This window comes from Erythrobacter sanguineus (assembly GCF_900143235.1).
Classification (GTDB): Bacteria; Pseudomonadota; Alphaproteobacteria; order Sphingomonadales; family Sphingomonadaceae; genus Erythrobacter; species Erythrobacter sanguineus.
The window spans coordinates 171611-194039 of sequence record NZ_FRDF01000005.1 but is presented as its reverse complement, the minus strand read 5'-3'; the positions used below and the strand labels follow the sequence as shown (position 1 = coordinate 194039).

The following is a 22429-nucleotide window of genomic DNA, read 5'->3' as shown; positions in this document are numbered from 1 at the left end:
GCGCGGGCAGACGCGCCGGGGCCAGCCCCCGGCAATTCGATTCCCGCGCTCAGGCCCCGTGCTTCCGGCTCAACTCCCGCATCGCATCATCCAGCCCGTCGAGCGTCAGCGGATACATCCTGTCGTTCACTAGCTGCTTGATCATCTTGGTCGACTGCGAATAGTTCCACTGCTTTTCCGGCACCGGATTGAGCCACACGGTCGCAGGGTAAGTGTTGGCCACGCGCTGCAACCACACCGCGCCCGCTTCCTCGTTCATATGCTCAACCGAGCCGCCGGGGTGCGTGACCTCATAAGGGCTCATCGCTGCATCGCCCACGAAGATGATCTTGTAATCGTGGCCGTATTTGTGGAGCACGTCCCAGGTCTTGGTGCGTTCCTGCCAGCGGCGCTTGTTGTCCTTCCAAACGCCTTCGTACAGGCAGTTGTGGAAGTAGAAGAACTCCATGTTCTTGAATTCGCTGGTGGCGGCGCTGAACAGCTCCTCGACCAGCTTGATGAAGGGGTCCATCGACCCGCCGACATCGAGGAACAGCAGCAGCTTCACTGCATTGCGGCGCTCGGCGCGCATGTGGATGTCGAGCCAGCCCTGCTTGGCCGTGCCCTTGATCGTGGCGTCGATATCGAGCTGATCCTGCGCGCCCTCGCGGGCGAAACGCCTGAGCCGCCGCAGCGCCATCTTGATGTTGCGGGTGCCCAATTCCTTGGTGTTGTCGAGGTTCTTGAACTCGCGCTTTTCCCAGACCTTGATTGCCTTGCCGTGCCTAGCCTCGCCGCCGATGCGCACGCCTTCGGGGTTGTAGCCCGAATTGCCGAAGGGGCTGGTGCCGCCGGTGCCGACCCACTTGTTGCCGCCCTGATGGCGCTTTTCCTGCTCCTCGAGCCGCTTTTTCAACGTCTCCATGATCTCGTCCCAATCGCCCAGCGCCTTGATCTTTTCCATTTCCTCGGGCGTCAGGAACTTCTCGGCCACCGCCTTCAGCCAGTCTTCGGGGATGTCGACCGGGTTCTGCCCGTAATCGGACATGATCCCCTTGAACACCTTGTGGAACACCTGATCGAACCGGTCGAGCAGGCCTTCATCCTTCACGAAGGTGGCACGGGAGAGGTAATAGAACGCCTCGGGCGTCTGATCGATCACGTCCCGGTCAAGCGCCTCAAGCAGCGTGAGGTGCTCCTTGAAACTGGCGCCGATCCCGGCGCTGCGCAGCTCGTCGATGAAATTGAAGAACATGAAGGCTGCTTACCGTCGGTCATGCTCTCTGACCAGTCCCCATTCTTGAGGGGGCATGCGGAGCAGGATTTAACCCTTCTCTTACCATCACGGGGATAGGCTTGTCCCGACATCAAGGGGCCGCGCAAACACATGAAACAGATCGCCATCGACACCGCCAACGCCCACGCACTGGCGATGATTCCCGAAAGCTGCGGGGCGGTGACGGTGGGTTGCACCGATGTGGCGGGCGTGGTCGAAGCGGTGATCGCCTCTTCCAGAACCCTGCGTTCCGAACACGAGGCGCTGGCTGAAACCGTGCGCGCGCTGGAGGCGGATCAGGACAAGGTCGCTGAAGCCAGCGACGAGGCGCGGCTTTTGTCCGAGCGCGCGATTGACCGGATCAACGAAGGCGCGTTGCTGATCCAGTCCTCGCTGGGGCAGATCGGCTCGTTGATCGCGCTGGTCGAGACGCTTGGCCAGCATGTCACCAGCCTATCTGCCGCAATGGAGCAAGTGCGCCGCAGCGCGCAGGATATCGACAATATCGCCGAAACGACCAATATTCTCGCGCTGAATGCCACCATCGAGGCCATGCGCGCAGGCGATGCCGGGCGTACCTTCGCAGTGGTGGCGAGCGAGGTGAAGAGCCTCGCCAGAGATACCCGCAAGGCAACCGAAGAAATCGCCCAGACCATTGATGCGCTGGGGGACGAGGCGGAAATGGTCATCGGCCAGATCGAGGCAGGGGCAAGGGCCAGCGGCGATGCCAGATCTTCGGTCGCGCAGATCGAAAGCACGATGGCCAGTGTCGGCGCGCTGGTTGAGGAAGTGGACAAGCAGAACGACGTCATCACCCGTTCGACCGGGACGATCAGCGGCCATGTCGACAAGGTGCAGCGCGTGCTGACCAGTTTCGATGATGCCGCCCGCAGCAATGAAGACCGCCTCCACGGCGCGCACCGCAAGATGGAGGAGCTGGAAATCACCGCCAGCGAAATGTTCGACCGCATCGTGCAGGCGGGCCTCAGCCCTGAAGACAGCGCGATGGTGGAACAGGCGCAGACAATGATGCAGCAACTGGCGGCGCATACCGAGGCCGCGCTGGCGTCGGGTGCGCTCGATATGGGGGCGGTGTTCGATACGGATTACCTGCCCGTGCCGAACACCAACCCGCAGCTGTTCCGCTCCCGCCTTTCGGACTGGGCCAATGCCGAATGGCGCCCCTTCCTCGATCGGGCCAAAGCCAGCGACAGCCGTGTGCTGGCCGCGGCCTGCACCGACATGAACGGCTTTCTGCCGGCCCACCTTACCGAGCGTTCACGCACGCCCACGGGCGATGTCGCGCATGACACCCAGTTCTGCCGCAATGGCCGGATCATGCTGGAAGCGATCGACTGCAAGGCCAAGGCAAGCAGAGCCCCCTACATGATGGCGGTCTATCGTCAGGAAGGCGACGGCAATGCCTATGTGGTGGTCCGCAACGTCTATGTCCCATTGGTGATCGGGGGCAAGCGCTGGGGCGATTTCGAGCTGGCTTACAGCTTCGATTGAAGCTGGCGCGCGCGGGTGCGAGGCCTTGCCGAGTAAGCCGTGCCGAGCTAACCGTTAATCTTTGGGGTTAACGGAGGTGCGCGTTGCCACGCTCACGAGCCAATCCGGTCTGGCTGCTGGCAAGCGCCTTGCTCGCATCGGCCTGCGTGCCTGACGCGCAGGGCGCGGCGCCGGACCAACCCGGGGTAGCCGCAGGACAAACGGCTGTGCCAACGGCTATGCCAACGCCTGTGCCAACCCCAACCCCTGCGCCCGAAGTGGTTCCCGAATCCCCTCCGACCCGCAGCGTTGGTGAAGTTCTGGAAAGCGGCGTTGTCATCGTGATCAGCGTGCCCTCGCAGCAGATGCACGTGCTGCGCGACGGCCTATTCTGGCGCTCCAGCCCGGTTTCCACCGGCAAGCGCGGCAAGGAGACGCCGCCGGGGGTGTTCGCGATCCTGCAGAAGAAGAAGTTCCACCGCTCGAACCTCTACAGCAATGCGCCCATGCCTTTCATGCAGCGCCTGACGTGGGATGGGATTGCGATCCATGCCGGGCACCTGCCGGGCTATCCCGCCTCGCATGGGTGCATCAGATTGCCCGACAAGTTCGCCCGTGATCTGTTCGCGCTTACTGCCCCGGCGCGCACGGCGGTGATCGTAACCGACAAGGCGCTGACCAGCGATGCCGATGCGCTTGCGCTCGCGCAAAAGACCGATGCGCTGGTGCCGATCAGCCCCGAACTGCTTCGGCGCAAAAGACCGGCGCTGGCACGCGCGGACGCAAAGCCCGCCCAAAGATTGCCCGCATCGCGCGAAATTGCCGTACCGCGTGCAGGCGCACCTGCGTCAGCACCGGTTCCAACGTCTTCGGCGCGACAACAGACAATCCAACTCGCCGCAGCGCTTTCGCCCGAGCTTGCCACGGCGCAGTGGGACGCGCTCACCGCCCGCAGTCCGGCGCTGCGCGGCATGGAGATGGCGGTGATCCCGGCGGTGGTGAACGGGACGCAATACTACCGCCTGCGCACCTCTGCCCCCGATGCTCATGCCACGTGCAAGGCGCTCAAGCGCGCCGGGATCGATTGTTTCGCGGTGAGTTGATCAGGACGGATTGCGACGCGCCATGAAGGCGAGCCGTTCAAACAGCATGATGTCCTGTTCGTTCTTCAGCAGCGCGCCGTGCAGCGGGGGAATGGCGCTGGCCGGGTTCTTGTCCTGCAGGATCTCCAGCGGCATGTCCTCGTTGAGCAGCAGTTTCAGCCAGTCGAGCAGCTCGCTGGTCGAGGGCTTTTTCTTCAGACCCGGCACGTCGCGCAGGTCGTAGAAGATATCCATCGCCTTTTTCACCAACACTTTCTGAATGCCGGGGAAGTGGACGTCGATGATTTCCTGCATCGTGTCGCGATCGGGGAACTTGATGTAATGGAAGAAACAGCGGCGCAGGAATGCGTCGGGCAGTTCCTTTTCATTGTTCGAGGTGATGACCACGATCGGGCGTTCCTTGGCCTCGATCCGCTCCTGCGTTTCGTAAACGTCGAAGCTCATCCGGTCGAGTTCCTGCAGCAGGTCGTTCGGAAACTCGATGTCGGCCTTGTCGATCTCATCGATCAGCAGCACGGGCAGTTGCGGCGCGGTGAAGGCTTCCCACAGCTTGCCCTGCTTGATGTAGTTCCTGATGTCGTGAACGCGCTCGTCGCCCAGCTGGCCATCGCGCAGGCGGGCGACCGCGTCATACTCGTACAGGCCCTGATGCGCTTTGGTGGTGGACTTGATGTTCCATTCGATCAGCGGCGCGCCCAGCGCCTTGGAGATTTCATGCGCCAGAACGGTTTTGCCGGTGCCGGGCTCGCCCTTCACCAGCAGCGGGCGGCGCAATGTGACCGCGGCGTTCACCGCAACCTTCAGGTCTTCGGTGGCGATATAGGACTTCGTGCCTTCAAAACGTTGCTGCTGCTGATCGGACATCGGGTTTCCTTGTGAGACTGAATTTCGACGCGCAGCGATAAGGGCCGAGCCGCGTCGGTGCAAGGGGCGCGATGCTGGCAAAAGCACGAGGGCTAATCGCGCGGCAGGGCAAGGATGCGCTGCCCGAGCAGTTCGAACGCCGATTGGTCAAGCGCCGCCTCGGCATTGTTCCAGCTCAGCACCAGCGCGTGATCGCGGCCCGCCTTGTCGGTCAGCAACCATGTGAAATTGAGCACCCCCGGCTCAGATCCGCCCTTGTAACCGACATAGGCCCATTTTTCGCGGATGGCGGGCGAGGCCGAGGGATTGATCGCCATGATCCCGAGCGCTTGCGTGCTACCGGTCTTGCGCAGGCTGGCAAGCAGTTTGACCAGATCCTCGGCCCTTGCCAGCCATTCGACATCGATCGCGGTCGGGCCGCCAAGGAACACGCGCTGGATCTGGTCAAGGCTGGCGGGGTTTTGTTCGACCCCGGCGAGAAGCGCCCTGCGCTTTGCGGCATCACCGCTGCGATAGGCCTCAAGCCGGGCCGGATCGCCGCCCTTGAGCAGGAACATCTCGCGCGTGGTCATGAACGGATCGTTGAGCGCGGGCGCGGCATGGCCGGTGCGCCGCAGCAGCGCCAGCACCTTGTCGCGGCCGAGCAGCCTCATCAGCTGGTCGGTGGCGGTGTTGTCGCTGATCGAGATCATCATGCTGGCAAGCGTGTGGAGCGTCACTGGCGCACCTTGCGGCCAATCCTGCATCTGCCCGCTGGGAAAGCTTTTGCTGTCGAGCACCGCCACATCGCTCCACGCGCGTTTCCCGGCGGCGACCTCCTCGGCCAGCGCGGCGAGCACATAAAGCTTGAAGGTGGAGCCCAATGCCATCAGCCTGTCGGGGGCGATGCTGATCAGCGGCGTCCCGCCATCAAGCGGGCCGAACCATGCGCTGACGCTGCCGGGCAGGGCGGCCAGATCGGCCTCGATACCGGCCAAGCTGTCTCCTACCGGATCAAAATTCTGAAGCAGCAATCCGGCGATGCGGTTGTCCGAACCGGGATCGATCGCGATGCTGCCACGGGCGATGGCGCGCTCCATCCGGATGGCCAGTGCGGCCTGCGTGCCGATTGGCGGATCGACGCTTTCAACCGCAAGAGCCGCGCCGAACTGGGTGGTGACCTGCTGCGAAATCGCCTCGAACTGCGCTGCGGGAACCTGCGCGAGAAAGGCATCGGTAAACACCGCCTCGGGCGCAAGGTTGCCGTTGATCACTGCCACGATCTGCTGGCTGCGCATCTCCAGCGCCGATAGCTCTGCGGTTGCCGTCTGTGGTGCCTCGGGCTGCGCGGCTGCCGGCCCGAAAGGAAGCGTCAGCGCGGCGAGGGATGTCAGAACCAGAGCAAAACAATCCTTGCGTTTCATCCGATCATCTCCGCTTGCTGCCTCAGTCCGGATCCGTGTTGTCGGAACAAAGTCCATCCGGATCAAGCCCGTCGGGCGCAATCTCGTAGCCGACCAGATCGCCCTCGCTGATATTGATGCGAAAGGGCGGGGGCGGTTCGCCGCGCAAAAAGGCGCGGAAATCGGCGCGGGTGCGGCAATCCTCGATGAAATCGCTGTGGTCATAGTGATCGGCCGGATCGATCCGGCTCGTGCTGACCGGAGCCAGCCCTTCACGCGGGGCCGTGCGGTGGCAATTGCCGTGCTTTCCGAGAATCCGCTTTTCGTAAAGGATATCATGCTGGCAATCGGTGCTGCCGAGCCGGGCGTAACCATGCGCGCGGCGCGACAGGTCAAGCGGCGTGTCGCGATAGCTCGAATAGATCAGGATCTGGCGTTTGTGCCGCAGCATCAGATCCACGCTCCCGCCGGGACGCAGCACCCGGTCGCGGTCCTCGTCGGCCGAAGCGAGCACAATCCGGCGCACCCGGTCCGGCTGGGCGCGGCGAAAACTGTCGAGCGACAGGACCGAACGGATCGCCGTGCGCGCGCCCATGCTGTGCGCCACCACGGTGATATCATCGGCCCGCGCCGAAAGTTCCGCCAGCGCTTCATCCAGCGGGCCTTGCGCCCAGGAAACCGTCGCCTCGTCAATCGCATAGCTGAGAGGATGGGCACGAGAGGGCCAGTGGAGCAGGACAAGCGGGATTTCCTCCCCCGCAAGCGCACCGATCCGGGCTGCCATTTCGTGGGCTTCGTCGAATGTGGTGTTGTAGCCGTGGATGAACACCAGCAGGCGGCCCTGTGCCTCCGGCGTGGCCATTTGCTCGTCGATCGCGGCCAGCCACTGCGCGCGGGCATGCTGGGCCAGCACCGGCGGCATGACCTCTCGCGGCGCTGCTACGGTCGGCTTGCGCGGATTTTTCCAGCTATAAAGACCGGTGCCATGGGTAAGCGTGGGATGGCGGAACGCGGCCAGTTCCAGAGTTGCGTTGCGGCAATCGGGCAGCGCGCTGGACAGGAAGAAGAACCGCGCCTCGCCTGCGGGCGGCGCTGCAACTTCGCTGATGGCGCAGCCTGCGACATAGGGCGTGGGATCGGGCAGCCTCAGCCCGCAGGCCGATAGCAGCAGCATCGCAGCGGCGGCCAGCACCGTCCTGATGCAGCGTAGCTGCCCAGAAGCCGTGCTGCCCGGATCAGCGACCGGACCGATGGCATCACGCATCGATCGACGCGCGATCCACCTCGCCAGCGCGGTTCTGGATGAAGTTGAAACGGTGTTCGGGGTTGCGGCCCATCAATTCGTCCACCAGCCGCGCCACGCCTGCGCGCTGTTCGAATTCCTGCGGCAGGGTGATCCGGATCAGCCCGCGTGTTTCGGGTGCCATGGTGGTTTCGCGCAATTGCTGGGGGTTCATCTCGCCCAGACCCTTGAAGCGGCTGACTTCGACCTTCTTGCCCTTGAATACCGTGGCTTCCAGTTCGGCCCGGTGCGCATCGTCGCGGGCATAGCGGCTCTCCTTGCCGGCGGTCAGACGATAAAGCGGGGGCTGGGCGAGGAACAGATGGCCCTTCTTCACGATGTCGGGCATTTCCTGAAAGAAGAACGTCATCAGCAAGGTTGCAATATGCGCGCCGTCGACATCGGCGTCGGTCATGATGATGATCCGGTCATAGCGCAGCGCCTCGGCGTCGCAGTCCTTGCGGGTGCCGCAGCCCAGCGCCAGCGCCAGGTCGGCGATTTCCGAATTGGCGCGAATCTTGTCGTTGGTGGCGGACGCAACATTGAGGATCTTGCCGCGGATCGGCAGGATCGCCTGCGATTTGCGATCACGCGCCTGCTTGGCGCTGCCGCCTGCGCTGTCACCTTCAACGATGAACAATTCGGTCTCGCGCCCGCCTTCGCCGGAACAATCGGTCAACTTTCCGGGCAGGCGCAACTTCTTGGCGTTGGTCGCGCTCTTGCGCTTGATCTCGCGCTCCTGCTTGCGCTTGAGCCGTTCATCCATGCGCTCCATCACTTCGCCGAGCAGCGCCTTGCCGCGCTCCATATTGTCGGTGAGGAAATGGTCGAAATGGTCGCGCACCGCGTTTTCGACCAGCCGTGCTGCTTCGGGCGAGGTCAGGCGGTCCTTGGTCTGGGACTGGAACTGCGGATCGCGGATGAAGACGCTCAGCATCACCTCTGCCCCGGTCATCACATCATCGGCGGTGATATCCTTGGCCTTCTTCGCGCCGACCAGTTCGCCAAAGGCCCGCAAGCCCCGGGTGAGCGCCATGCGCAAGCCCTGTTCGTGGGTGCCGCCGTCCGGCGTGGGCACGGTGTTGCAATACCAGCTGGTCGAACCGTCGGAATAGAGCGGCCATGCAATCGCCCATTCGGCCCGGCCCTGTCCGGTTCCGTCAGCCTGCGGAAACTCCTGCATCCCGGTAAAGGGCTGTGCGGTCACGCATTCGCGCGTGCCGACCTGTTCGGCCAGGTGATCGGCCAGACCGCCGGGGAATTTGAACACCGCCTCGGCCGGAACATCATCGCTGACCAGCGAGGCGGCGCATTTCCAGCGGATCTCGACCCCGGCGAACAGATAGGCCTTGGACCGGGCGAGCTTGAAGAGGCGCGCGGGCTTGAATTGCCTATCCCCGAAAATCTCGGTGTCGGGGGTGAAGCTGACGGTGGTGCCGCGCCGGTTGGGGGCCGCGCCAAGGGTTTGCAGCCCGCCTTGCGTGATCCCGCGCGAAAACTCCTGCGCGTAAAGCTGGCGGTCGCGCGCGACTTCGACACGGGTATGCGATGACAGCGCATTGACCACGCTTACCCCCACGCCGTGCAGGCCGCCGCTGGTGGCATAGGCTTTCCCTGAGAACTTGCCGCCCGAATGGAGCGTGGCAAGGATCACCTCAAGCGTGGATTTGCCGGGAAACTTGGGATGTTCGTCGACCGGGATGCCGCGGCCATTATCCGCGATCGACAGGCGGTTGCCTTCTTCCAGCCGCATCTCGATCCGGGTGGCATGGCCTGCCACCGCTTCGTCCATCGCATTGTCGAGCACCTCGGCGGCGAGGTGGTGCAGCGCGCGGTCGTCCGTGCCGCCAATATACATGCCGGGGCGGCGGCGGACGGGTTCAAGCCCTTCGAGCACTTCGATCGCAGAAGCGTTGTAATCGCCGCTCGAAGTCGGGGTGTTGGCAAACAGATCGTCAGGGGTGGTGTCGGACATGGGCAAGCTATAGGCCGGCGCGCGCCCTCGTCACAAGCGGTGCGCGCCGGTTTTGCTCAACGACCAAAGCCGGTTGGCGCCGGATCGACCGCAATCACCTCGCCGCTGCGCACTTCGCGCACTTCGAGCGCGCGTTCGGCAATGCCGGTGCGGGCGAAGCGGAACGGCCCGTCAACCCCGAGAAACCCGCCGCGATCATAAAGCGCGTTCTTGGGGAAGGGCGCGCCGACCTTCCATTCGCGCGCAATCCGCAAGGTCAGCAGAACCGCATCATAACCCAGCGTCGCCACGCGATAGGGTTTCGCCGCGAAGCGCGCTTCGTAACTATCGGCAAACCGCTTGTAACGCTGGTCGGAGACAGCCGCGAAGATCGCACCCTCCATCGAAGCGGCGCGGGCAAGCACGGACTCGCCGCTCCACAATTCGGTGCCAAGGATGCGGGCGCGCGGGTCCGCTCCGCGTTGCAGCTCGTCCGCCGCTTCGATGCCGAGCCGGGCGCTGTCAGCGATCAGCACCGTATCATAGCCGCCGGCTGCGCGCAGGCGCTGGGCCGCGCTGACGATCGAGGTGTTGCCGCGGGCATAGCTTTCGCGCCCGACCAGCGCACCGCCGTAATCGCGCAGCGCATTCTCGACCGCAAAGACCGAACGCTGGCCGTAATCGCCATCGGGCAACAGGGCGGCAAAGCGGTTCGATCCCTGGCCGCGGGCATATTGCACCGCGCGCCGGATCGATTGTTCGGGATTGTGGCCCATCACGAACACATCGGACGCAGCGACGGTGGTGTCGTTGGAGAAGCTGATCACCGGCACCCCGGCCCCGCGCGCAGCGGACTGCACTGCGGGCACGGCATCACCCATCAAGGGGCCGAGAATCAGCCGGTTGCCATCGGCAATTGCCTGCCGCGCAGCGCCTGCGACTCCGGTCGAGGTGTCGTAGGTGGTGATCCGCAGGGTATCCGCGCCAGTATCCAGCAGCGCCATGGTGGTGGCATTGGCAATCGACTGACCGACCGGGCCGGTATTGCCGCTCATCGGCACCAGCAGCGCGATGCGGTGACGGCCGGAATCGGTCGGCAATGCGGTGGCCGATGGTTCCGGCGTGGGCGCGGGCGGGGGCGGAGCGGTGGAAACATCGGTCTTGGGGATGATCTGGCAACCGGCAGCCAGCATCGCCGCGCCAGCAATGGCAAGGTTGCGGCGGTGAAAGACACCAGCGGCGGTCGCCAGCCAGCCAACCCATTTCGGCGATCCCGTAAGCTTCATCCTTGCCGACCCTTCATTGGTGCTTCAATGCTCTGCCCCGTGATGACGAGCGAGCTTCCATCCATCCCGTCCGGGATACCCGAACCGGGCCTCTATATCGTGGCAACCCCGATTGGCAATCTTGCCGACATCACGTTGCGGGCGATTGCCGTGCTGGGCGGTTGCGCTGTGGTGGCTTGCGAGGATACGCGGGTGACGGGCAAATTGCTGAAGCACCTGGGGATCAAGGCCCGGCTCCAACGGCTTGACGATCACGCTCCGCCCGAGGTGCGCGCACGGCTGATCGACATGGCGCGCGGTGCGCCGGTGGCACTGGTGAGCGATGCCGGCACGCCGCTGATCTCCGATCCCGGCTACCGTCTGGTGCGCGAGGCGCGCGAGGCTGGGGTGAATGTCGTCACCATACCGGGTGCCTGCGCAGCGATTGCCGGGCTTGCGATGTCCGGTCTGCCGAGCGACCGTTTCCTGTTTGCAGGGTTCCTGCCGGTCAAGGACAAGGCGCGTGAGGATGTGTTGTCCGGTCTGGCAGGCGTGGGGGGCACGCTGGTATTCTACGAAACCGCGCCGCGGCTCGAACGCAGCCTGAGGGCGATTGCGGCTCTGTGGCCCGCGCGCGAGGTCGCGGTGGCGCGTGAACTCACCAAGCTGCACGAGGAATGCCGCAGCGGATCGGCAGCCAAGCTCGCCGATCACTATGCCGCGCATCCCCCCAAGGGCGAGATCGTGCTGCTGGTTGGCCCGCCTGCCGCCGAAGATCAGCCCGTCGCCGATCCCGATGCCCTGTTGCGCGCCGCGCTGACGGAGGCTTCGCCCAGCAAGGCAGCCGCGCGGGTGACCAAGGCAACCGGGCTCGACCGTCAGACGCTGTATGCCCGCGCAGTGGAGCTGAAGGGGCAATGACCGCCCACCGCACTCCGGGTGAACGCCGCAGCGCCGACCAGCGCGGGCGCGAGGGGGAGGCCGAAGCGGCGATGTTCCTCGCCCGGCAGGGCTGGCTGATCCTCGCCGAACGGGTAAAAACGAAAGCCGGCGAGATTGATCTGATCGCCCGCAAGCCCGGGCTGGTCGCCTTTGTCGAGGTCAAATGGCGCGCCCGCCCGGCTGCGCTTGCCGATGCCATCGACGAACGCCGGCTTGCCCGCGTGGCAGCGGCGGTGGAATGCGTGGCGCATGAATATGCCGCTGGGGGCGAGGATATCCGTATTGATGTGATCCTGCTTGCACCGGGTTGCAAACCCACCCACATCGAGAACGCATGGATGCCTTGAAATTGGGCAGCCCTTGACTGGGTCAATATCGCTGCCTGCTTTTTAGGCAGGAGTGCCCTTCGCAGCCGGATCTGCGGCGACTGAAGTTTGAATGGAGCGGAAAGAATGAGCTTGCGTGTCGCTGTCCAGATGGACCCCATTGATCGCATCAACATCGCGGGCGACAGTTCCTTTGCGCTGATGCTGGCTGCACAGGCGCGGGGGCATAAGGTCTACGAATATCATGTCGAAAGCCTGACGCTTGACGAGGATGATCGCCTGTTCGCCCATGTCTTTCCGGTGACGGTGCAGCGGGTCGTGGGGGATCATTTCACCCGCGGCGATCAGGTGCGGCTCGATCTCGGCAAGGATATCGATGTCGTGCTGATGCGGCAGGATCCGCCGTTTCACATGGGTTACATCACCGCCACCCACATGCTTGAACGGATCGCGCCCACGACGCTGGTGGTCAACAACCCGGCCAATGTCCGCAATGCGCCCGAAAAGGTGATGGTGCTGAATTACCGCCGTTTCATGCCGCCGACACTGGTGACACGCTCGGTCGAGGAAGTGCGGCGCTTCATGGCGAAACACGGCGCGATCGTGGTCAAGCCGATCCACGGCAATGGCGGCAAGGCGATCTTCCGCATCGGCGAAAATGCCGAAAACCTGACCGCGCTGTTCGAGGTGTTCAACCAGACCTGGCCCGAACCGCACATGGTCCAGCCCTTCCTTCCCGAGGTGGCCGAGGGTGACAAGCGCATCGTGCTGGTCGATGGCGAGGTTGCAGGCGCAATCAACCGCGTGCCGGGAGAGGGCGAGTTCCGATCGAACCTGGCCATGGGCGGCAGCGCGCAGGCGACCGAGTTGACGGCGCGCGAACAGGAAATCTGCGATGCACTCGGCCCGGATCTGAAACAGCTCGGCCTGACCTTTGTTGGCATCGATGTGATCGGTGGCAAGTGGCTGACCGAAATCAACGTTACATCGCCCACCGGGATCGTGGCGATTGACCGGTTCAACAACACTGATACGGCAGGCCTGATCTGGGATGCGATCGAGCGGCGGCTTGCCGATCGCCGGTCCGCTATCGACTAATCTCTCTCCCGCAACGGATGATGATGCCATGACCGAACGCTTGATCGCCCTTGTCGAGGCCTGGGGTTATTTGGGAATCGCGATTGCGATGTTCCTCGAAAACGTGTTCCCGCCGATCCCGTCCGAGGTGATCATGGGGCTGACCGGGATGGCAGTCGTCGATGGCAAGCTGACGTTTGCCGATGCGGTGGCCGCTGGTACCGTCGGCGCGGTGGCGGGTAACTGGGTGTGGTACTGGATCGGTCGGCTCGTGGGATACGAACGCTTCAAGCCGCTGATCGATCGCTATGGCCGCTGGCTGACGCTGGACTGGGCCGAGGTCGAGAAGATTATCACCATCTTCAAACGGTTCGACAGTGTCATCGTATTCTGGGCGCGGTTCCTGCCGCAGGTGCGCACCATGATCTCGCTGCCCGCGGGCATGCTGTTGATGCCGCAGGTCCGCTTTCTGCTCTGGACGATGCTGGGCACCGGCATCTGGAACATTGTGCTGATCGGCGTCGGCTATGTGCTGCGCAACAATTTCAGCCAGTTTGATGAATATTACGGTTGGGTCGCCGTGGTGATGATGGCTGCCGTGATCGTGATCTATCTTTACCGCGTGATCACATGGCGTCCGGCCAAGGTTCCCCTGAACGACGATCAGGCCTGATCGCGGCCCGCGCGCGGGTGGGCATTGCGATAATTTTCCAGCAGACTGGCGGCGTCGACGCGGGTGTAGATCTGGGTTGACCCCAGCGAGGCATGGCCCAGCAATTCCTGCAAGGATCGCAAGTCGGCGCCCGCGCCCAGCAGATGGGTGGCGAATGAGTGCCGCAGGGCGTGGGGCGTGGCGGTATCGGGCAGGCCCAGCGCGCGGCGCGCCTGCGCCATCGCCTTCTGCACCATGCCGGGCGACAAGGCGCCGCCCTTGGCACCCCGGAACAGGGGCTCCTTTGCGCGAAGCGGCCATGGGCACTGCTGCGCATATTCGGCGATAGCGGCGCGGGTAATCGGCAACACCGGCACCATGCGCTGCTTGCCGCCCTTCCCGGCGACTTGCAGCACCTCTCCCAGAATTGCGTCGCGCCCGGTCAGCGACAGCGCCTCGGCAATCCGCAGGCCCGATCCGTAAAGCAGCAGCAGCACGGCCCGATCACGCGCGCCGATCCAGTCTTCTCCCGCCAGGCCATCGACCAGATCGGTGATGTTCACGGCCTCATCGGGGGTCACGGGGCGGGGCAGGCCTTTCTTCAGCCGCGGTCCTCTGACCCGGGGCGGGGCGGGGTCGGGATCACCCGCCTGCTGACGCGCGAAGCTGATGAAGGCCTTCAGCGCAGACAGTTCGCGCGCGGTGCTGGCATTGCCAAGCCCGGCGGCCCGGCGCGCGGCAAGATGGGCGCGCAGGTGGTGGGCTTCGGTGCGGGCGACGGCCTGCCAATCCTCCAGTCCGCCCGCGCCGACCAGACGTTCTGCCGCAGCCACATAGGCGCGCACCGTGTGCGGAGATCGGCGGCGGTTATCAGCAAGGTGCGCGCGCCATTCGGCGATGATCGCAGGCGCGCTCATGCCGCCACCAGTTCATCGGCAACCACCTCGGCCAGCAGCGCATCCAGCAGCGCGCGGCCCGGCGGGGCGACACCGATGCGGGAATCCTGCTGCCACATCAGTCCAAGCGCGCACAGCCCGGTCAGATTACTGTGGTTGATCAGTGCCTTGCGCGGCAAGGCGAAACGGGTTTCAAGGTCGGCAAGATCAATGCCCTCGGCCAGTCGCAGCCCCATCAGCAGCGCCTCGGCCGCCCGTTCGCGCACATCAAGGCTGTGTGCCTCGGCAATACCATTGCCTTTCATCCCGACCGATCCGAGGAAATTTTCCGGCTTCTTGTGCCGCACTGTCGCCATCGCGGCGCGCCGTCCGTGCGCGCCGGGGCCGATGCCGCAATAATCCTGATACCGCCAATAAACGAGGTTGTGGCGGCTTTCCTCGCCCACGCGGGCGTGGTTGCTGGTTTCGTAGGCGGGCAGCCCTGCGGCCTCGGTCAGTTCCTGCGTGATGTCGAACAGCTCCGCGGCGGCATCGTCGTCCAGCGGGGTCAGCCGCCCGCGCCGCACATCGCTGGCAAAGCGGGTGCCGGGTTCGATGGTGAGTTGATAGAGCGACAGGTGCCCGGTGCCGAAGGACAGCGCCCGGGTCAGCCGTTCGCGCCAGAGGTCGGGCGTGTGGCCGGGCAGGGCATAGATCAGGTCGAAGCTGACCCGTCCGAAATGCGCCTGCGCCGTCTCCAGCGCCGCCAGTGCCTCGTGCGCCCCGTGCAGCCGCCCGAGAAAGCGCAACTCGTCATCGTCCAGCGACTGCACCCCGAGCGAGACGCGGTTCACCCCCGCACCCGCCAGCGCCGCGAAATTCGCCGCTTCGACCGAGGAGGGGTTGGCTTCCAGTGTGATCTCGATCGTGGGATCGAAACCCCACAACCGCTCCGCCTCACCCAGCAATGCCGCGACCAGCGCGGGCGGCATAAGTGAAGGCGTGCCGCCGCCGAAAAAGATCGATGTGAGTGCCTCGCCGCCTGCAATTTCCGCCTCGGCCCGCATGTCTGCGATCAGCGCCGCCTGCCAGCCTGCGACATCGACGCTCGCCCGGACGTGCGAGTTGAAGTCGCAATAGGGGCATTTCTTCGCACAGAAGGGCCAATGGATATAAAGCGCGCGGGCCATGAGCGCAGTCTAGCGGCCGAACTGCTCCGCGACCAGCTTGGCAAAGGCATCGGCACGGTGGCTGATGGCGTGCTTTTCCTCCGGCGCGATTTCAGCGAAGGTCTGGCTGCGGCCAGTGGGCACGAACACGGGATCATAGCCAAAGCCCAGCGTGCCGCGCGGCGGCCATGTCAGCGCGCCTTCGCAGCTGCCTTCGTAAATCGCATATTCGCCGTCAGGCCACGCCAGCGCCAGCACACAATGGAACGCGGCGGTGCGGTCAACATCGGCCCCGCGCTCGGCCAGCATGCCTTCGACCTTGCCCATCGCCATGTACCAGTCGCGGCCGGGAGCTCCCTCGAACCCCAAAGGCACTTCAAACCAACGCCGCTCGGCCCAGTCGGCGGTGTAGACGCCGGGGCGGCCATCCAGCGCGGCCACGGAAAGCCCGCTATCATCAGCCAGTGCGGCCAGCCCCGAGGCTTCCGCTGCCGCCCGCGCTTTCAGCAAAGCGTTCTGGGCAAAGGTCGTCCCGGTCTCTGCCGGTTCGGGCAGGCCAAGCGACCCGGCGGAGATGCACTTGACCCCGTAAGGCTCCAGCAGCGCGCCGATTTCCTTCAGCTTGCCCGCATTATGCGTGGCGATCACCAGCGATCCGGAGCCGAGGCGGCGTGTCATTTTACCGCGTCCAATTGCGCTGCAAAGATGCGGTCAGCGCCGATCCGGGCAAGGCGCAGCAGGCGCAGAAGGCCTTCCTCGTCATAGGTCGCGCCTTCGGCGGTCGCCTGAACTTCGGCGATCTTCCCGCCAGAAAGCAGCACGAAATTGCCATCGGCTTCGGCGTTTGAATCCTCGTCATAATCCAGATCGAGCACCGGAGTGCCTTTGAAGATCCCGCAGGAAATCCCGGCGACCTGCGCGGCAATCGGATCATGCTTGATATCGCCCGAGGCCATCAACCCGTTGACCGCCAGACGCAGCGCAATCCACGCGCCCGAGATCGCCGCGGTGCGCGTGCCGCCATCGGCCTGGATCACGTCGCAATCGAGCGTAATCTGCCGCTCACCGAGCTTCTGCAGATCGACCACGGCGCGCAAAGAACGACCGATAAGACGCTGAATTTCCTGCGTGCGGCCCGATTGCTTGCCCTTGGCTGCCTCGCGCGCGCCGCGGGTGTGGGTGGCGCGGGGCAGCATCGAATATTCGCCCGTCACCCAGCCTTCACCCTTGCCGCGCAGCCAAGGCGGAACGCCGCGTTCGACACTGGCGGTGCACAGCACCTTGGTATCGCCAAAGCCGATCAGCACCGATCCTTCCGCGTGACGGGTAAAGCCGGTTTCGATGGTGATGGCGCGCATCTCGTCGGGCGCGCGTCCTGATGGGCGCATGGGTGTGTCCTTTGATGAGTTTGGTGGCCAATAGGCGCGGGCCACTTGTCGCGGCAAGCGCAAACACTAATGTGCGCATCATGGTATCACCCCCCGTCACCGAACTGACCAGCCGCGCCCGCGAAATCTTTCGCCGGGTGGTGGAGGGTTATATCGATAGCGGGCAGCCGGTCGGATCGAAGACGCTGGCGGCGGACGGGACGCTCAACCTGTCGCCTGCCTCGATTCGTTCGGTGCTGGCTGACCTCGAAAACCTCGGCCTGCTGGCCGCGCCGCACACCAGCGCGGGTCGCTTGCCGACCGATGCGGGCCTGAGAATCTTCGTCGACGGGATGATGCGCGTGGCCGAGCCGACGATGCAGGAGCAGGCCGCGATCGAAGCACGGTTGGCTGAGGCTGGCCCGGTTGAGGCGGCCTTGCAGCAGGCGTCGGCAATCCTTTCTGACCTGTCTGGTGCAGCAGGCATGGTGCTGGTGCCCCAGCGCGAACAGCGGCTTGCCCAGTTCAATCTGGTTGATCTGGGGCAGGGCCGGGCGCTGGCGGTGCTGGTGGGCGAGGATGGCGGGGTGGAAAACCGCATTGTCACCATCGGCGGCGCGCTGGATCACGGCGCGCTCGATCGGGCGAGCAATTACGTCACTGCGCGGCTTGCGGGACGAACGCTGGCGGAAGCCGCGCAGGCCATGCGCGCCGAGATCAACGCCGGCAAATCGCAGCTCGATGATGCCAGCCGCGATCTGGTCGAACGCGGGCTTGCCGTGTGGAGCGAGGATGCCGCCGCGCGGCCCGTACTGATCGTGCGCGGCGCGGCCAACCTGCTCGACGAGAGCGCGCTGGGCGATATCGAGCGGGTGCGGATGCTGCTGGAGGATCTGGAAAACAAGCAATCGGTCGCTGAACTGCTCGATTCGGCGCGCGAGTCCGAAGCGACGCGGATTTTCATCGGTAGCGAGAACCGGCTCTTTGCTCTTTCGGGCTCCTCGATTATCGCCTCGCCCTATCGTGATCGCGAGGGGCGGGTGGTTGGCGTGCTCGGCGTCATCGGCCCGACCCGGTTGAATTACGCGCGGGTTGTCCCCATGGTGGATATGACCGCCCGTTCACTGGGCAAGCTCATCGCTTGAATGAAAGCACACGAGACATGATCGATAATGACAAGCCGCGCGATTCTGCGGCTGAGGAAGAATTGAAGGGCGTGCCGGAGGAATTCCTCGATGACGGGGAAGATAAAGGCGCCGATGGCCTTGGTGAGGCGCTGGCCGCGCTGCGCCGCGATCTTGAAGCGGCCAAGCAGGATATCCTCTACGCTCAGGCCGAAACGCAGAACGTGCGCCGCCGCCTTGAGCGCGAGAAGGACGAGGCGCGCGCCTATGCCGCGACCGGCTTTGCCCGCGATATCCTGAGCGTGGCCGACAACCTGACGCGCGCGGTGCAGGCCATTCCGGAATCGCTGCGCGAAGACGAGAAGATGAAAGGGCTGGTGGTCGGCCTTGAAGCGACCCAGCGCGAGCTGGAAAAGGTCTTCGCCAGCCACGGCATCACCCGCATTGCGGCAATCGGCCTGCCGCTCGATCCCAACCAGCATCAGGCGATGCTGGAAGTGCCATCCAGCGATCACGAGCCCGGCACCGTGGTGCAGGAAATGCAGGCTGGATGGATGATCAAGGACCGCCTTCTGCGCGCCGCGATGGTGGCGGTGGCGAAGAAGCCGGATTGATCAGCCGAGCCCGGGATGGACAAGGACGAAATCATCGGACCATCCCGCATCGCTATCCTCCGCACCCTTGCAGCCTTGGGGGATTTCGAACTTCAAAGGGTGACGTTGCTCGACCCCGAAATGCAGAACCCCCATTTCACCTATGTCGAGTTCGTAGAGTGTTTCTACGATATTGGCGCGGGCGATTGACGGGTATTGGAGAGGGCCGCGCCAGATGCTCCCTTCAGTTGGCTTTTGGGAGCGGGCCGGATCGATGAAGCAGAGCATAACTTGCTCTGGGGGTCCACCTTGCTCTGTCAGCGGACGAACAGCCAGACGACTATGATCACGAGGCGATACTTTCGAGCCCATCATGGCTGGAGGTTGTGCGAGTTGCCTCCGAGGCGGTCGCACTTCTCAGGTGCGCACTCACGGATCCCGAAGAACTGTCCGCGCTTGAAAACACCTCGCCTAACGCCGCGGCAAAGCGCTGGCCGCAAATATGCAGTGTTTTCGACGGCAGCTCAGGGTGAAAAAGGCAACAGCGTGTCGTAGCTTGCAAGTGGTGGAGCGCCCGCCACGTTTGCACCCTGCCGCAGCAGGAACGCATGCCGCACGATTTCGGCCTGCTGTTCGATCCCGTATTGCTCCAGCTTCCAGCCCGGTCTGATCGCGTAATCATAGCGGCACCACGGGTGGCGGTTGAGGATCAGGTACCAGTCGCCGCGGGTCTGGGTCTGCCAGACATGCACCATTTCGTGGATGAAATGCGCCTGATGGTGCAGCGGGGCGGCGGCGAAATCATTGCAGTAATGGCTGGCGGCAGGGTGGAAATGGAGGTGGCCCATCGGGGCCATCGTCACCCGGCGAGGCTGGAACGGCAGGAACCGGCGGCGCCGCACGGTGACGCTGGCGTAATCCACGCAATCGCCGAAAATGCTGCGGGCGAGCATCACCTCGCCTGTCGTCAGCGGCCGCGAACCGCCGACCGGACAGGCTGGCGAGGGCGCATCAGCCCCCGCCGCCAGGTCCTGTCCGGTCAGCCGGTCTTTCAGCGCTCTTCACCCGCAGCGCGCACCTCGGCCTCGAACACCTGCGTTGCGCCGCCCGACATGGTGAGCGTCACCGTCACCGTGTCACCGGGCTTGAGCGTTTCGGCAGGCTCCATCGCCATGACGTGCAGTCCGCCCGGCTCAAAGGCGACCTTGGTGCCTTTCTTCAGCGCGATCGGCAGGGCTTCCATCATCTGCACCTTGAAATCATATTCGCCATAATCGTGCATCATCGCGCTTTTCGCCTCGGCCACCTCGGCCTTGCGGATGGTCAGGCCCTTGTCCCCTTCGTAGGAAAGATCGAAATACACCGCCGCCGGATTGCCCGCGACCGGCGCGAGCACCAGCCTTGGGTTGCTGATGGTCATGCCTTGCACCTGACCGGGGGCGGTCTGCCCCAGCGGCGCTTGCGGCTCGCTCTCGCAGGCCGCCAGCCCCAGCATTGCGGTTGCCATCGCCGCCGCCATTACGCCCCTGCGCATCCCCGAAACCGATCCCTGTATGTTTTTCACGTGTTGTCGCTCCCTTTCGTAGTGGCGGAAAACTAGGCCCTCACAAGTCTTGTGCCAAGCAAAACCGCACCTATATCGCGCTCACAAACGAGCCGCCAAAGCGCTTTGCCACCGGGTGGGAAGTGCGATGCGTGGTGTCCAACACACTTCCAGATGGATGGGGAAACAATGGGTAAAGTAATCGGTATCGACCTCGGCACCACCAATTCCTGCGTTGCTGTCATGGACGGCGGCAAGCCCAAGGTGATCGAAAATTCCGAAGGCGCGCGCACCACGCCTTCGATCGTGGCTTTCACCAAGGATGGTGAACGGCTGATCGGCCAGCCGGCCAAGCGTCAGGCTGTGACCAATCCTGACAACACCCTGTTTGCGATCAAGCGCCTGATCGGCCGGCGGTTTGAAGACCCGCTGACCAAGAAGGACATGGAACTGGTCCCCTATTCCATCGTCAAGGGCAAGAACGGCGATGCCTGGGTCAAGGCTGGGGGCGAGGAATATTCCCCCTCGCAGGTTTCCGCCTTTATCCTTCAGAAGATGAAGGAAACCGCCGAAAGCTATCTCGGTGAAACCGTGACGCAGGCGGTCATCACCGTACCCGCCTATTTCAACGACGCCCAGCGTCAGGCGACCAAGGATGCAGGCATGATTGCCGGCCTTGAAGTGCTGCGTATCATCAACGAACCGACGGCTGCCGCGCTGGCCTATGGCATGGACAAGGACGAGGGCAAGACCATCGCCGTCTATGACCTTGGCGGCGGCACCTTTGACGTGTCGATCCTCGAAATCGGTGACGGCGTGTTCGAAGTGAAGTCGACCAATGGCGATACCTTCCTCGGCGGTGAAGATTTCGACAACGCGATTGTCGAATTCCTCGCCGATGCCTTCAAGAAAAAAGAAGGCATGGACCTGAAGACCGACAAGCTTGCGCTTCAGCGGCTGAAGGAAGCTGCCGAAAAGGCCAAGATCGAACTGTCGAGCGCGGCCAGCACCGAAATCAATCTGCCTTTCATCACCGCGCGCATGGAAGGTGGCAGCACCACCCCGCTGCATCTGGTGGAAACCATCACCCGCGCCGATCTGGAAAAGATGGTCGAAGGGCTGATCAAGCGCACGCTTGACCCGTGCAAGAAGGCGCTGGCCGATGCTGGCATTTCCAAAGACCAGGTCGACGAGGTAATTCTTGTCGGCGGCATGACCCGTATGCCGCGCGTGCGCGAAGTGGTGGAGCAGTTCTTCGGTGCAAAGCCGCACACCGGCGTGAACCCGGATGAAGTCGTCGCCATGGGCGCGGCCATTCAGGCTGGCGTGTTGCAGGGCGATGTCAAGGATGTGCTGCTGCTGGACGTGACGCCGCTTTCGCTCGGCATTGAAACGCTGGGCGGCGTGTTCACCCGCATGATCGACCGCAACACCACCATCCCCACCAAGAAGACCCAGACCTATTCGACCGCCGAAGACAATCAGAACGCCGTGACGATCAAGGTCTATCAGGGCGAACGCGAGATGGCCGCAGACAACAAGCTGCTCGGCAATTTCGACCTGATCGGCATTCCGCCCGCACCGCGCGGCGTGCCGCAGATCGAAGTCACCTTCGATATCGACGCCAACGGCATCGTTTCGGTCGCGGCCAAGGACAAGGGCACCGGCAAGGAACAGACGATCAAGATCCAGGCGTCGGGCGGTCTGACCGACAACGACATCGACCAGATGGTCAAGGATGCCGAAAAGTTCGCCGAGGAAGACAAGAAGCGCCGCGCCGCTGCCGAAGCGCGCAACCAGGCCGACAGCCTCGTCCATGCGACTGAAAAGCAACTGGCCGAGCATGGCGACAAGATCGACTCCGCCACCAAGGCCGCCGTCGAGGAAGCGCTTGCCGCGACCAAGACCGCGCTTGAAGGCGGGGACGCCGATGACATCAACGCCAAGGCGCAAGGCCTGACCGAGGCGGCGATGAAGATGGGCCAGCAGATCTACGAACAGGAGCAGGCCGCAGGGCCCGATGCTGCCGCCGAAGCTGCAGCGGAACCGGAAGCCGACGAAGATGTCGTCGACGCCGAATTCTCCGAGGTCGACGAAGACAAGAAGGGCTAAGGCCCCGATGCCACCCAGCTTGCTGGCGATGCGTCCGGATCTTGCACCCGGCG

22 protein-coding genes are annotated in these 22429 nt (G+C 63.9%); 10 read left to right on the top strand and 12 right to left on the bottom strand.

Annotated features, from left to right (window positions below):
* Nucleotides 1–49: 49 nt before the first annotated feature.
* Nucleotides 50–1234 carry a vWA domain-containing protein gene (locus BUA05_RS05625; protein WP_072673677.1) on the bottom strand — a complete coding sequence of 395 codons (1185 nt, stop codon included), beginning with the start codon at nt 1232–1234 and terminating at the stop codon, nt 50–52.
* Between the two features lie 132 nt (nt 1235–1366).
* Between BUA05_RS05625 and BUA05_RS05620 the strand changes: the two genes are divergently transcribed.
* Together BUA05_RS05620 and BUA05_RS05615 are read left to right on the top strand one after the other, a co-directional pair.
* Entirely contained in the window at nt 1367–2767 is a 1401-nt protein-coding gene (locus BUA05_RS05620) for a methyl-accepting chemotaxis protein (RefSeq protein WP_072673676.1), read from the top strand.
* A 230-nt stretch (nt 2768–2997) separates the two neighbouring features.
* Nucleotides 2998–3849, top strand: coding sequence for a L,D-transpeptidase family protein (locus tag BUA05_RS05615; protein ID WP_245790098.1), 852 nt, complete (start codon nt 2998–3000; stop codon nt 3847–3849).
* Here BUA05_RS05615 and BUA05_RS05610 read toward each other — a convergent pair whose 3' ends face one another.
* The 5 genes from BUA05_RS05610 to BUA05_RS05590 form a co-directional block, all read right to left on the bottom strand.
* A complete protein-coding gene (locus BUA05_RS05610) occupies nt 3850–4713 on the bottom strand; it encodes an AAA family ATPase (protein ID WP_072673674.1) in 864 nt (287 codons plus the stop codon).
* A gap of 92 nt (nt 4714–4805) precedes the next feature.
* Nucleotides 4806–6116: a serine hydrolase gene (locus tag BUA05_RS05605; protein ID WP_158093691.1), complete on the bottom strand. Its 1311-nt coding sequence runs from the start codon at nt 6114–6116 to the stop codon at nt 4806–4808.
* Nucleotides 6117–6138: 22 nt separating this feature from the next.
* Nucleotides 6139–7359: an alpha/beta fold hydrolase gene (locus BUA05_RS05600; protein WP_072673672.1), complete on the bottom strand. Its 1221-nt coding sequence runs from the start codon at nt 7357–7359 to the stop codon at nt 6139–6141.
* The gene (gene parE / locus BUA05_RS05595) at nt 7352–9352 is read right to left on the bottom strand and encodes a DNA topoisomerase IV subunit B (RefSeq protein WP_072673671.1); all 2001 of its coding nucleotides are present in this window, start codon (nt 9350–9352) and stop codon (nt 7352–7354) included. The genes BUA05_RS05600 and parE overlap by 8 nt, the downstream gene beginning before the upstream one ends.
* A gap of 56 nt (nt 9353–9408) precedes the next feature.
* Nucleotides 9409–10617: a penicillin-binding protein activator gene (locus BUA05_RS05590; protein WP_072673670.1), complete on the bottom strand. Its 1209-nt coding sequence runs from the start codon at nt 10615–10617 to the stop codon at nt 9409–9411.
* Nucleotides 10618–10659: 42 nt separating this feature from the next.
* Here BUA05_RS05590 and rsmI point away from each other — a divergent pair, with 42 nt between their 5' ends.
* From rsmI to BUA05_RS05570, 4 genes are all read left to right on the top strand, one after another.
* Nucleotides 10660–11517 (top strand): 16S rRNA (cytidine(1402)-2'-O)-methyltransferase, encoded by an 858-nt coding sequence (gene rsmI / locus BUA05_RS05585; RefSeq protein WP_072673729.1) that lies wholly within the window; start codon nt 10660–10662, stop codon nt 11515–11517.
* Nucleotides 11514–11885 carry a YraN family protein gene (locus BUA05_RS05580; RefSeq protein WP_072673669.1) on the top strand — a complete coding sequence of 124 codons (372 nt, stop codon included), beginning with the start codon at nt 11514–11516 and terminating at the stop codon, nt 11883–11885. Before rsmI ends, BUA05_RS05580 begins: the two co-directional genes overlap by 4 nt.
* Before the next feature lie 105 nt (nt 11886–11990).
* Nucleotides 11991–12962 carry a glutathione synthase gene (gene gshB / locus BUA05_RS05575; protein ID WP_072673668.1) on the top strand — a complete coding sequence of 324 codons (972 nt, stop codon included), beginning with the start codon at nt 11991–11993 and terminating at the stop codon, nt 12960–12962.
* A gap of 28 nt (nt 12963–12990) precedes the next feature.
* Nucleotides 12991–13614 (top strand): DedA family protein, encoded by a 624-nt coding sequence (locus tag BUA05_RS05570; RefSeq protein WP_072673667.1) that lies wholly within the window; start codon nt 12991–12993, stop codon nt 13612–13614.
* Here the strand turns inward: BUA05_RS05570 and BUA05_RS05565 are convergent.
* Genes BUA05_RS05565 through rph form a run of 4 tightly spaced genes read right to left on the bottom strand, consistent with a single transcriptional unit; the run spans nt 13605 to nt 17025 of the window.
* The gene (locus BUA05_RS05565) at nt 13605–14510 is read right to left on the bottom strand and encodes a tyrosine recombinase XerC (RefSeq protein ID WP_072673666.1); all 906 of its coding nucleotides are present in this window, start codon (nt 14508–14510) and stop codon (nt 13605–13607) included. The genes BUA05_RS05570 and BUA05_RS05565 overlap by 10 nt on opposite strands.
* Nucleotides 14507–15658, bottom strand: coding sequence for a radical SAM family heme chaperone HemW (gene hemW / locus BUA05_RS05560; protein WP_072673665.1), 1152 nt, complete (start codon nt 15656–15658; stop codon nt 14507–14509). The genes BUA05_RS05565 and hemW overlap by 4 nt, the downstream gene beginning before the upstream one ends.
* Before the next feature lie 9 nt (nt 15659–15667).
* Nucleotides 15668–16315, bottom strand: coding sequence for an RdgB/HAM1 family non-canonical purine NTP pyrophosphatase (gene rdgB / locus BUA05_RS05555; RefSeq protein WP_072673664.1), 648 nt, complete (start codon nt 16313–16315; stop codon nt 15668–15670).
* Entirely contained in the window at nt 16312–17025 is a 714-nt protein-coding gene (gene rph / locus BUA05_RS05550) for a ribonuclease PH (RefSeq protein WP_072673663.1), read from the bottom strand. The genes rdgB and rph overlap by 4 nt, the downstream gene beginning before the upstream one ends.
* An 80-nt stretch (nt 17026–17105) precedes the next feature.
* Between rph and hrcA the strand changes: the two genes are divergently transcribed.
* From hrcA to BUA05_RS14720, 3 genes are read left to right on the top strand one after another with little or no spacing between them, the layout of a single operon-like run.
* The gene (gene hrcA / locus BUA05_RS05545; protein WP_072673662.1) at nt 17106–18149 is read left to right on the top strand and encodes a heat-inducible transcriptional repressor HrcA; all 1044 of its coding nucleotides are present in this window, start codon (nt 17106–17108) and stop codon (nt 18147–18149) included.
* Nucleotides 18150–18166: 17 nt separating this feature from the next.
* Complete coding sequence (locus BUA05_RS05540; RefSeq protein ID WP_072673661.1) at nt 18167–18742, top strand: nucleotide exchange factor GrpE; 576 nt, start codon at nt 18167–18169, stop codon at nt 18740–18742.
* 15 nt (nt 18743–18757) lie between these two features.
* Nucleotides 18758–18931: a hypothetical protein gene (locus BUA05_RS14720; RefSeq protein ID WP_158093690.1), complete on the top strand. Its 174-nt coding sequence runs from the start codon at nt 18758–18760 to the stop codon at nt 18929–18931.
* 314 nt (nt 18932–19245) lie between these two features.
* On the opposite strand, the gene BUA05_RS05535 is transcribed toward BUA05_RS14720, so the two are convergent.
* Nucleotides 19246–19674, bottom strand: coding sequence for a vgr related protein (locus BUA05_RS05535; RefSeq protein WP_072673660.1), 429 nt, complete (start codon nt 19672–19674; stop codon nt 19246–19248).
* A gap of 98 nt (nt 19675–19772) precedes the next feature.
* Nucleotides 19773–20285, bottom strand: coding sequence for a copper chaperone PCu(A)C (locus BUA05_RS05530; protein ID WP_245790097.1), 513 nt, complete (start codon nt 20283–20285; stop codon nt 19773–19775).
* Nucleotides 20286–20453: 168 nt separating this feature from the next.
* Here BUA05_RS05530 and dnaK point away from each other — a divergent pair, with 168 nt between their 5' ends.
* Entirely contained in the window at nt 20454–22376 is a 1923-nt protein-coding gene (gene dnaK / locus BUA05_RS05525) for a molecular chaperone DnaK (protein ID WP_072673728.1), read from the top strand.
* Nucleotides 22377–22429: the final 53 nt, after the last annotated feature.

Excerpts from the sequence above, each read along its gene's own strand:
- BUA05_RS05625 (WP_072673677.1), bottom strand. The coding sequence starts at position 1,234 with ATGTTCTTCAATTTCATCGACGAGCTGCGCAGCGCCGGGATCGGCGCC.
- BUA05_RS05620 (WP_072673676.1), top strand. The coding sequence starts at position 1,367 with ATGAAACAGATCGCCATCGACACCGCCAACGCCCACGCACTGGCGATG.
- BUA05_RS05610 (WP_072673674.1), bottom strand. The coding sequence starts at position 4,713 with ATGTCCGATCAGCAGCAGCAACGTTTTGAAGGCACGAAGTCCTATATC.
- BUA05_RS05605 (WP_158093691.1), bottom strand. The coding sequence starts at position 6,116 with ATGAAACGCAAGGATTGTTTTGCTCTGGTTCTGACATCCCTCGCCGCG.
- BUA05_RS05600 (WP_072673672.1), bottom strand. The coding sequence starts at position 7,359 with ATGCGTGATGCCATCGGTCCGGTCGCTGATCCGGGCAGCACGGCTTCT.
- parE (WP_072673671.1), bottom strand. The coding sequence starts at position 9,352 with ATGTCCGACACCACCCCTGACGATCTGTTTGCCAACACCCCGACTTCG.
- BUA05_RS05590 (WP_072673670.1), bottom strand. The coding sequence starts at position 10,617 with ATGAAGCTTACGGGATCGCCGAAATGGGTTGGCTGGCTGGCGACCGCC.
- rsmI (WP_072673729.1), top strand. The coding sequence starts at position 10,660 with ATGACGAGCGAGCTTCCATCCATCCCGTCCGGGATACCCGAACCGGGC.
- BUA05_RS05580 (WP_072673669.1), top strand. The coding sequence starts at position 11,514 with ATGACCGCCCACCGCACTCCGGGTGAACGCCGCAGCGCCGACCAGCGC.
- gshB (WP_072673668.1), top strand. The coding sequence starts at position 11,991 with ATGAGCTTGCGTGTCGCTGTCCAGATGGACCCCATTGATCGCATCAAC.
- BUA05_RS05570 (WP_072673667.1), top strand. The coding sequence starts at position 12,991 with ATGACCGAACGCTTGATCGCCCTTGTCGAGGCCTGGGGTTATTTGGGA.
- BUA05_RS05565 (WP_072673666.1), bottom strand. The coding sequence starts at position 14,510 with ATGAGCGCGCCTGCGATCATCGCCGAATGGCGCGCGCACCTTGCTGAT.
- hemW (WP_072673665.1), bottom strand. The coding sequence starts at position 15,658 with ATGGCCCGCGCGCTTTATATCCATTGGCCCTTCTGTGCGAAGAAATGC.
- rdgB (WP_072673664.1), bottom strand. The coding sequence starts at position 16,315 with ATGACACGCCGCCTCGGCTCCGGATCGCTGGTGATCGCCACGCATAAT.
- rph (WP_072673663.1), bottom strand. The coding sequence starts at position 17,025 with ATGCGCCCATCAGGACGCGCGCCCGACGAGATGCGCGCCATCACCATC.
- hrcA (WP_072673662.1), top strand. The coding sequence starts at position 17,106 with ATGGTATCACCCCCCGTCACCGAACTGACCAGCCGCGCCCGCGAAATC.
- BUA05_RS05540 (WP_072673661.1), top strand. The coding sequence starts at position 18,167 with ATGATCGATAATGACAAGCCGCGCGATTCTGCGGCTGAGGAAGAATTG.
- BUA05_RS14720 (WP_158093690.1), top strand. The coding sequence starts at position 18,758 with ATGGACAAGGACGAAATCATCGGACCATCCCGCATCGCTATCCTCCGC.
- BUA05_RS05535 (WP_072673660.1), bottom strand. The coding sequence starts at position 19,674 with ATGCTCGCCCGCAGCATTTTCGGCGATTGCGTGGATTACGCCAGCGTC.
- dnaK (WP_072673728.1), top strand. The coding sequence starts at position 20,454 with ATGGGTAAAGTAATCGGTATCGACCTCGGCACCACCAATTCCTGCGTT.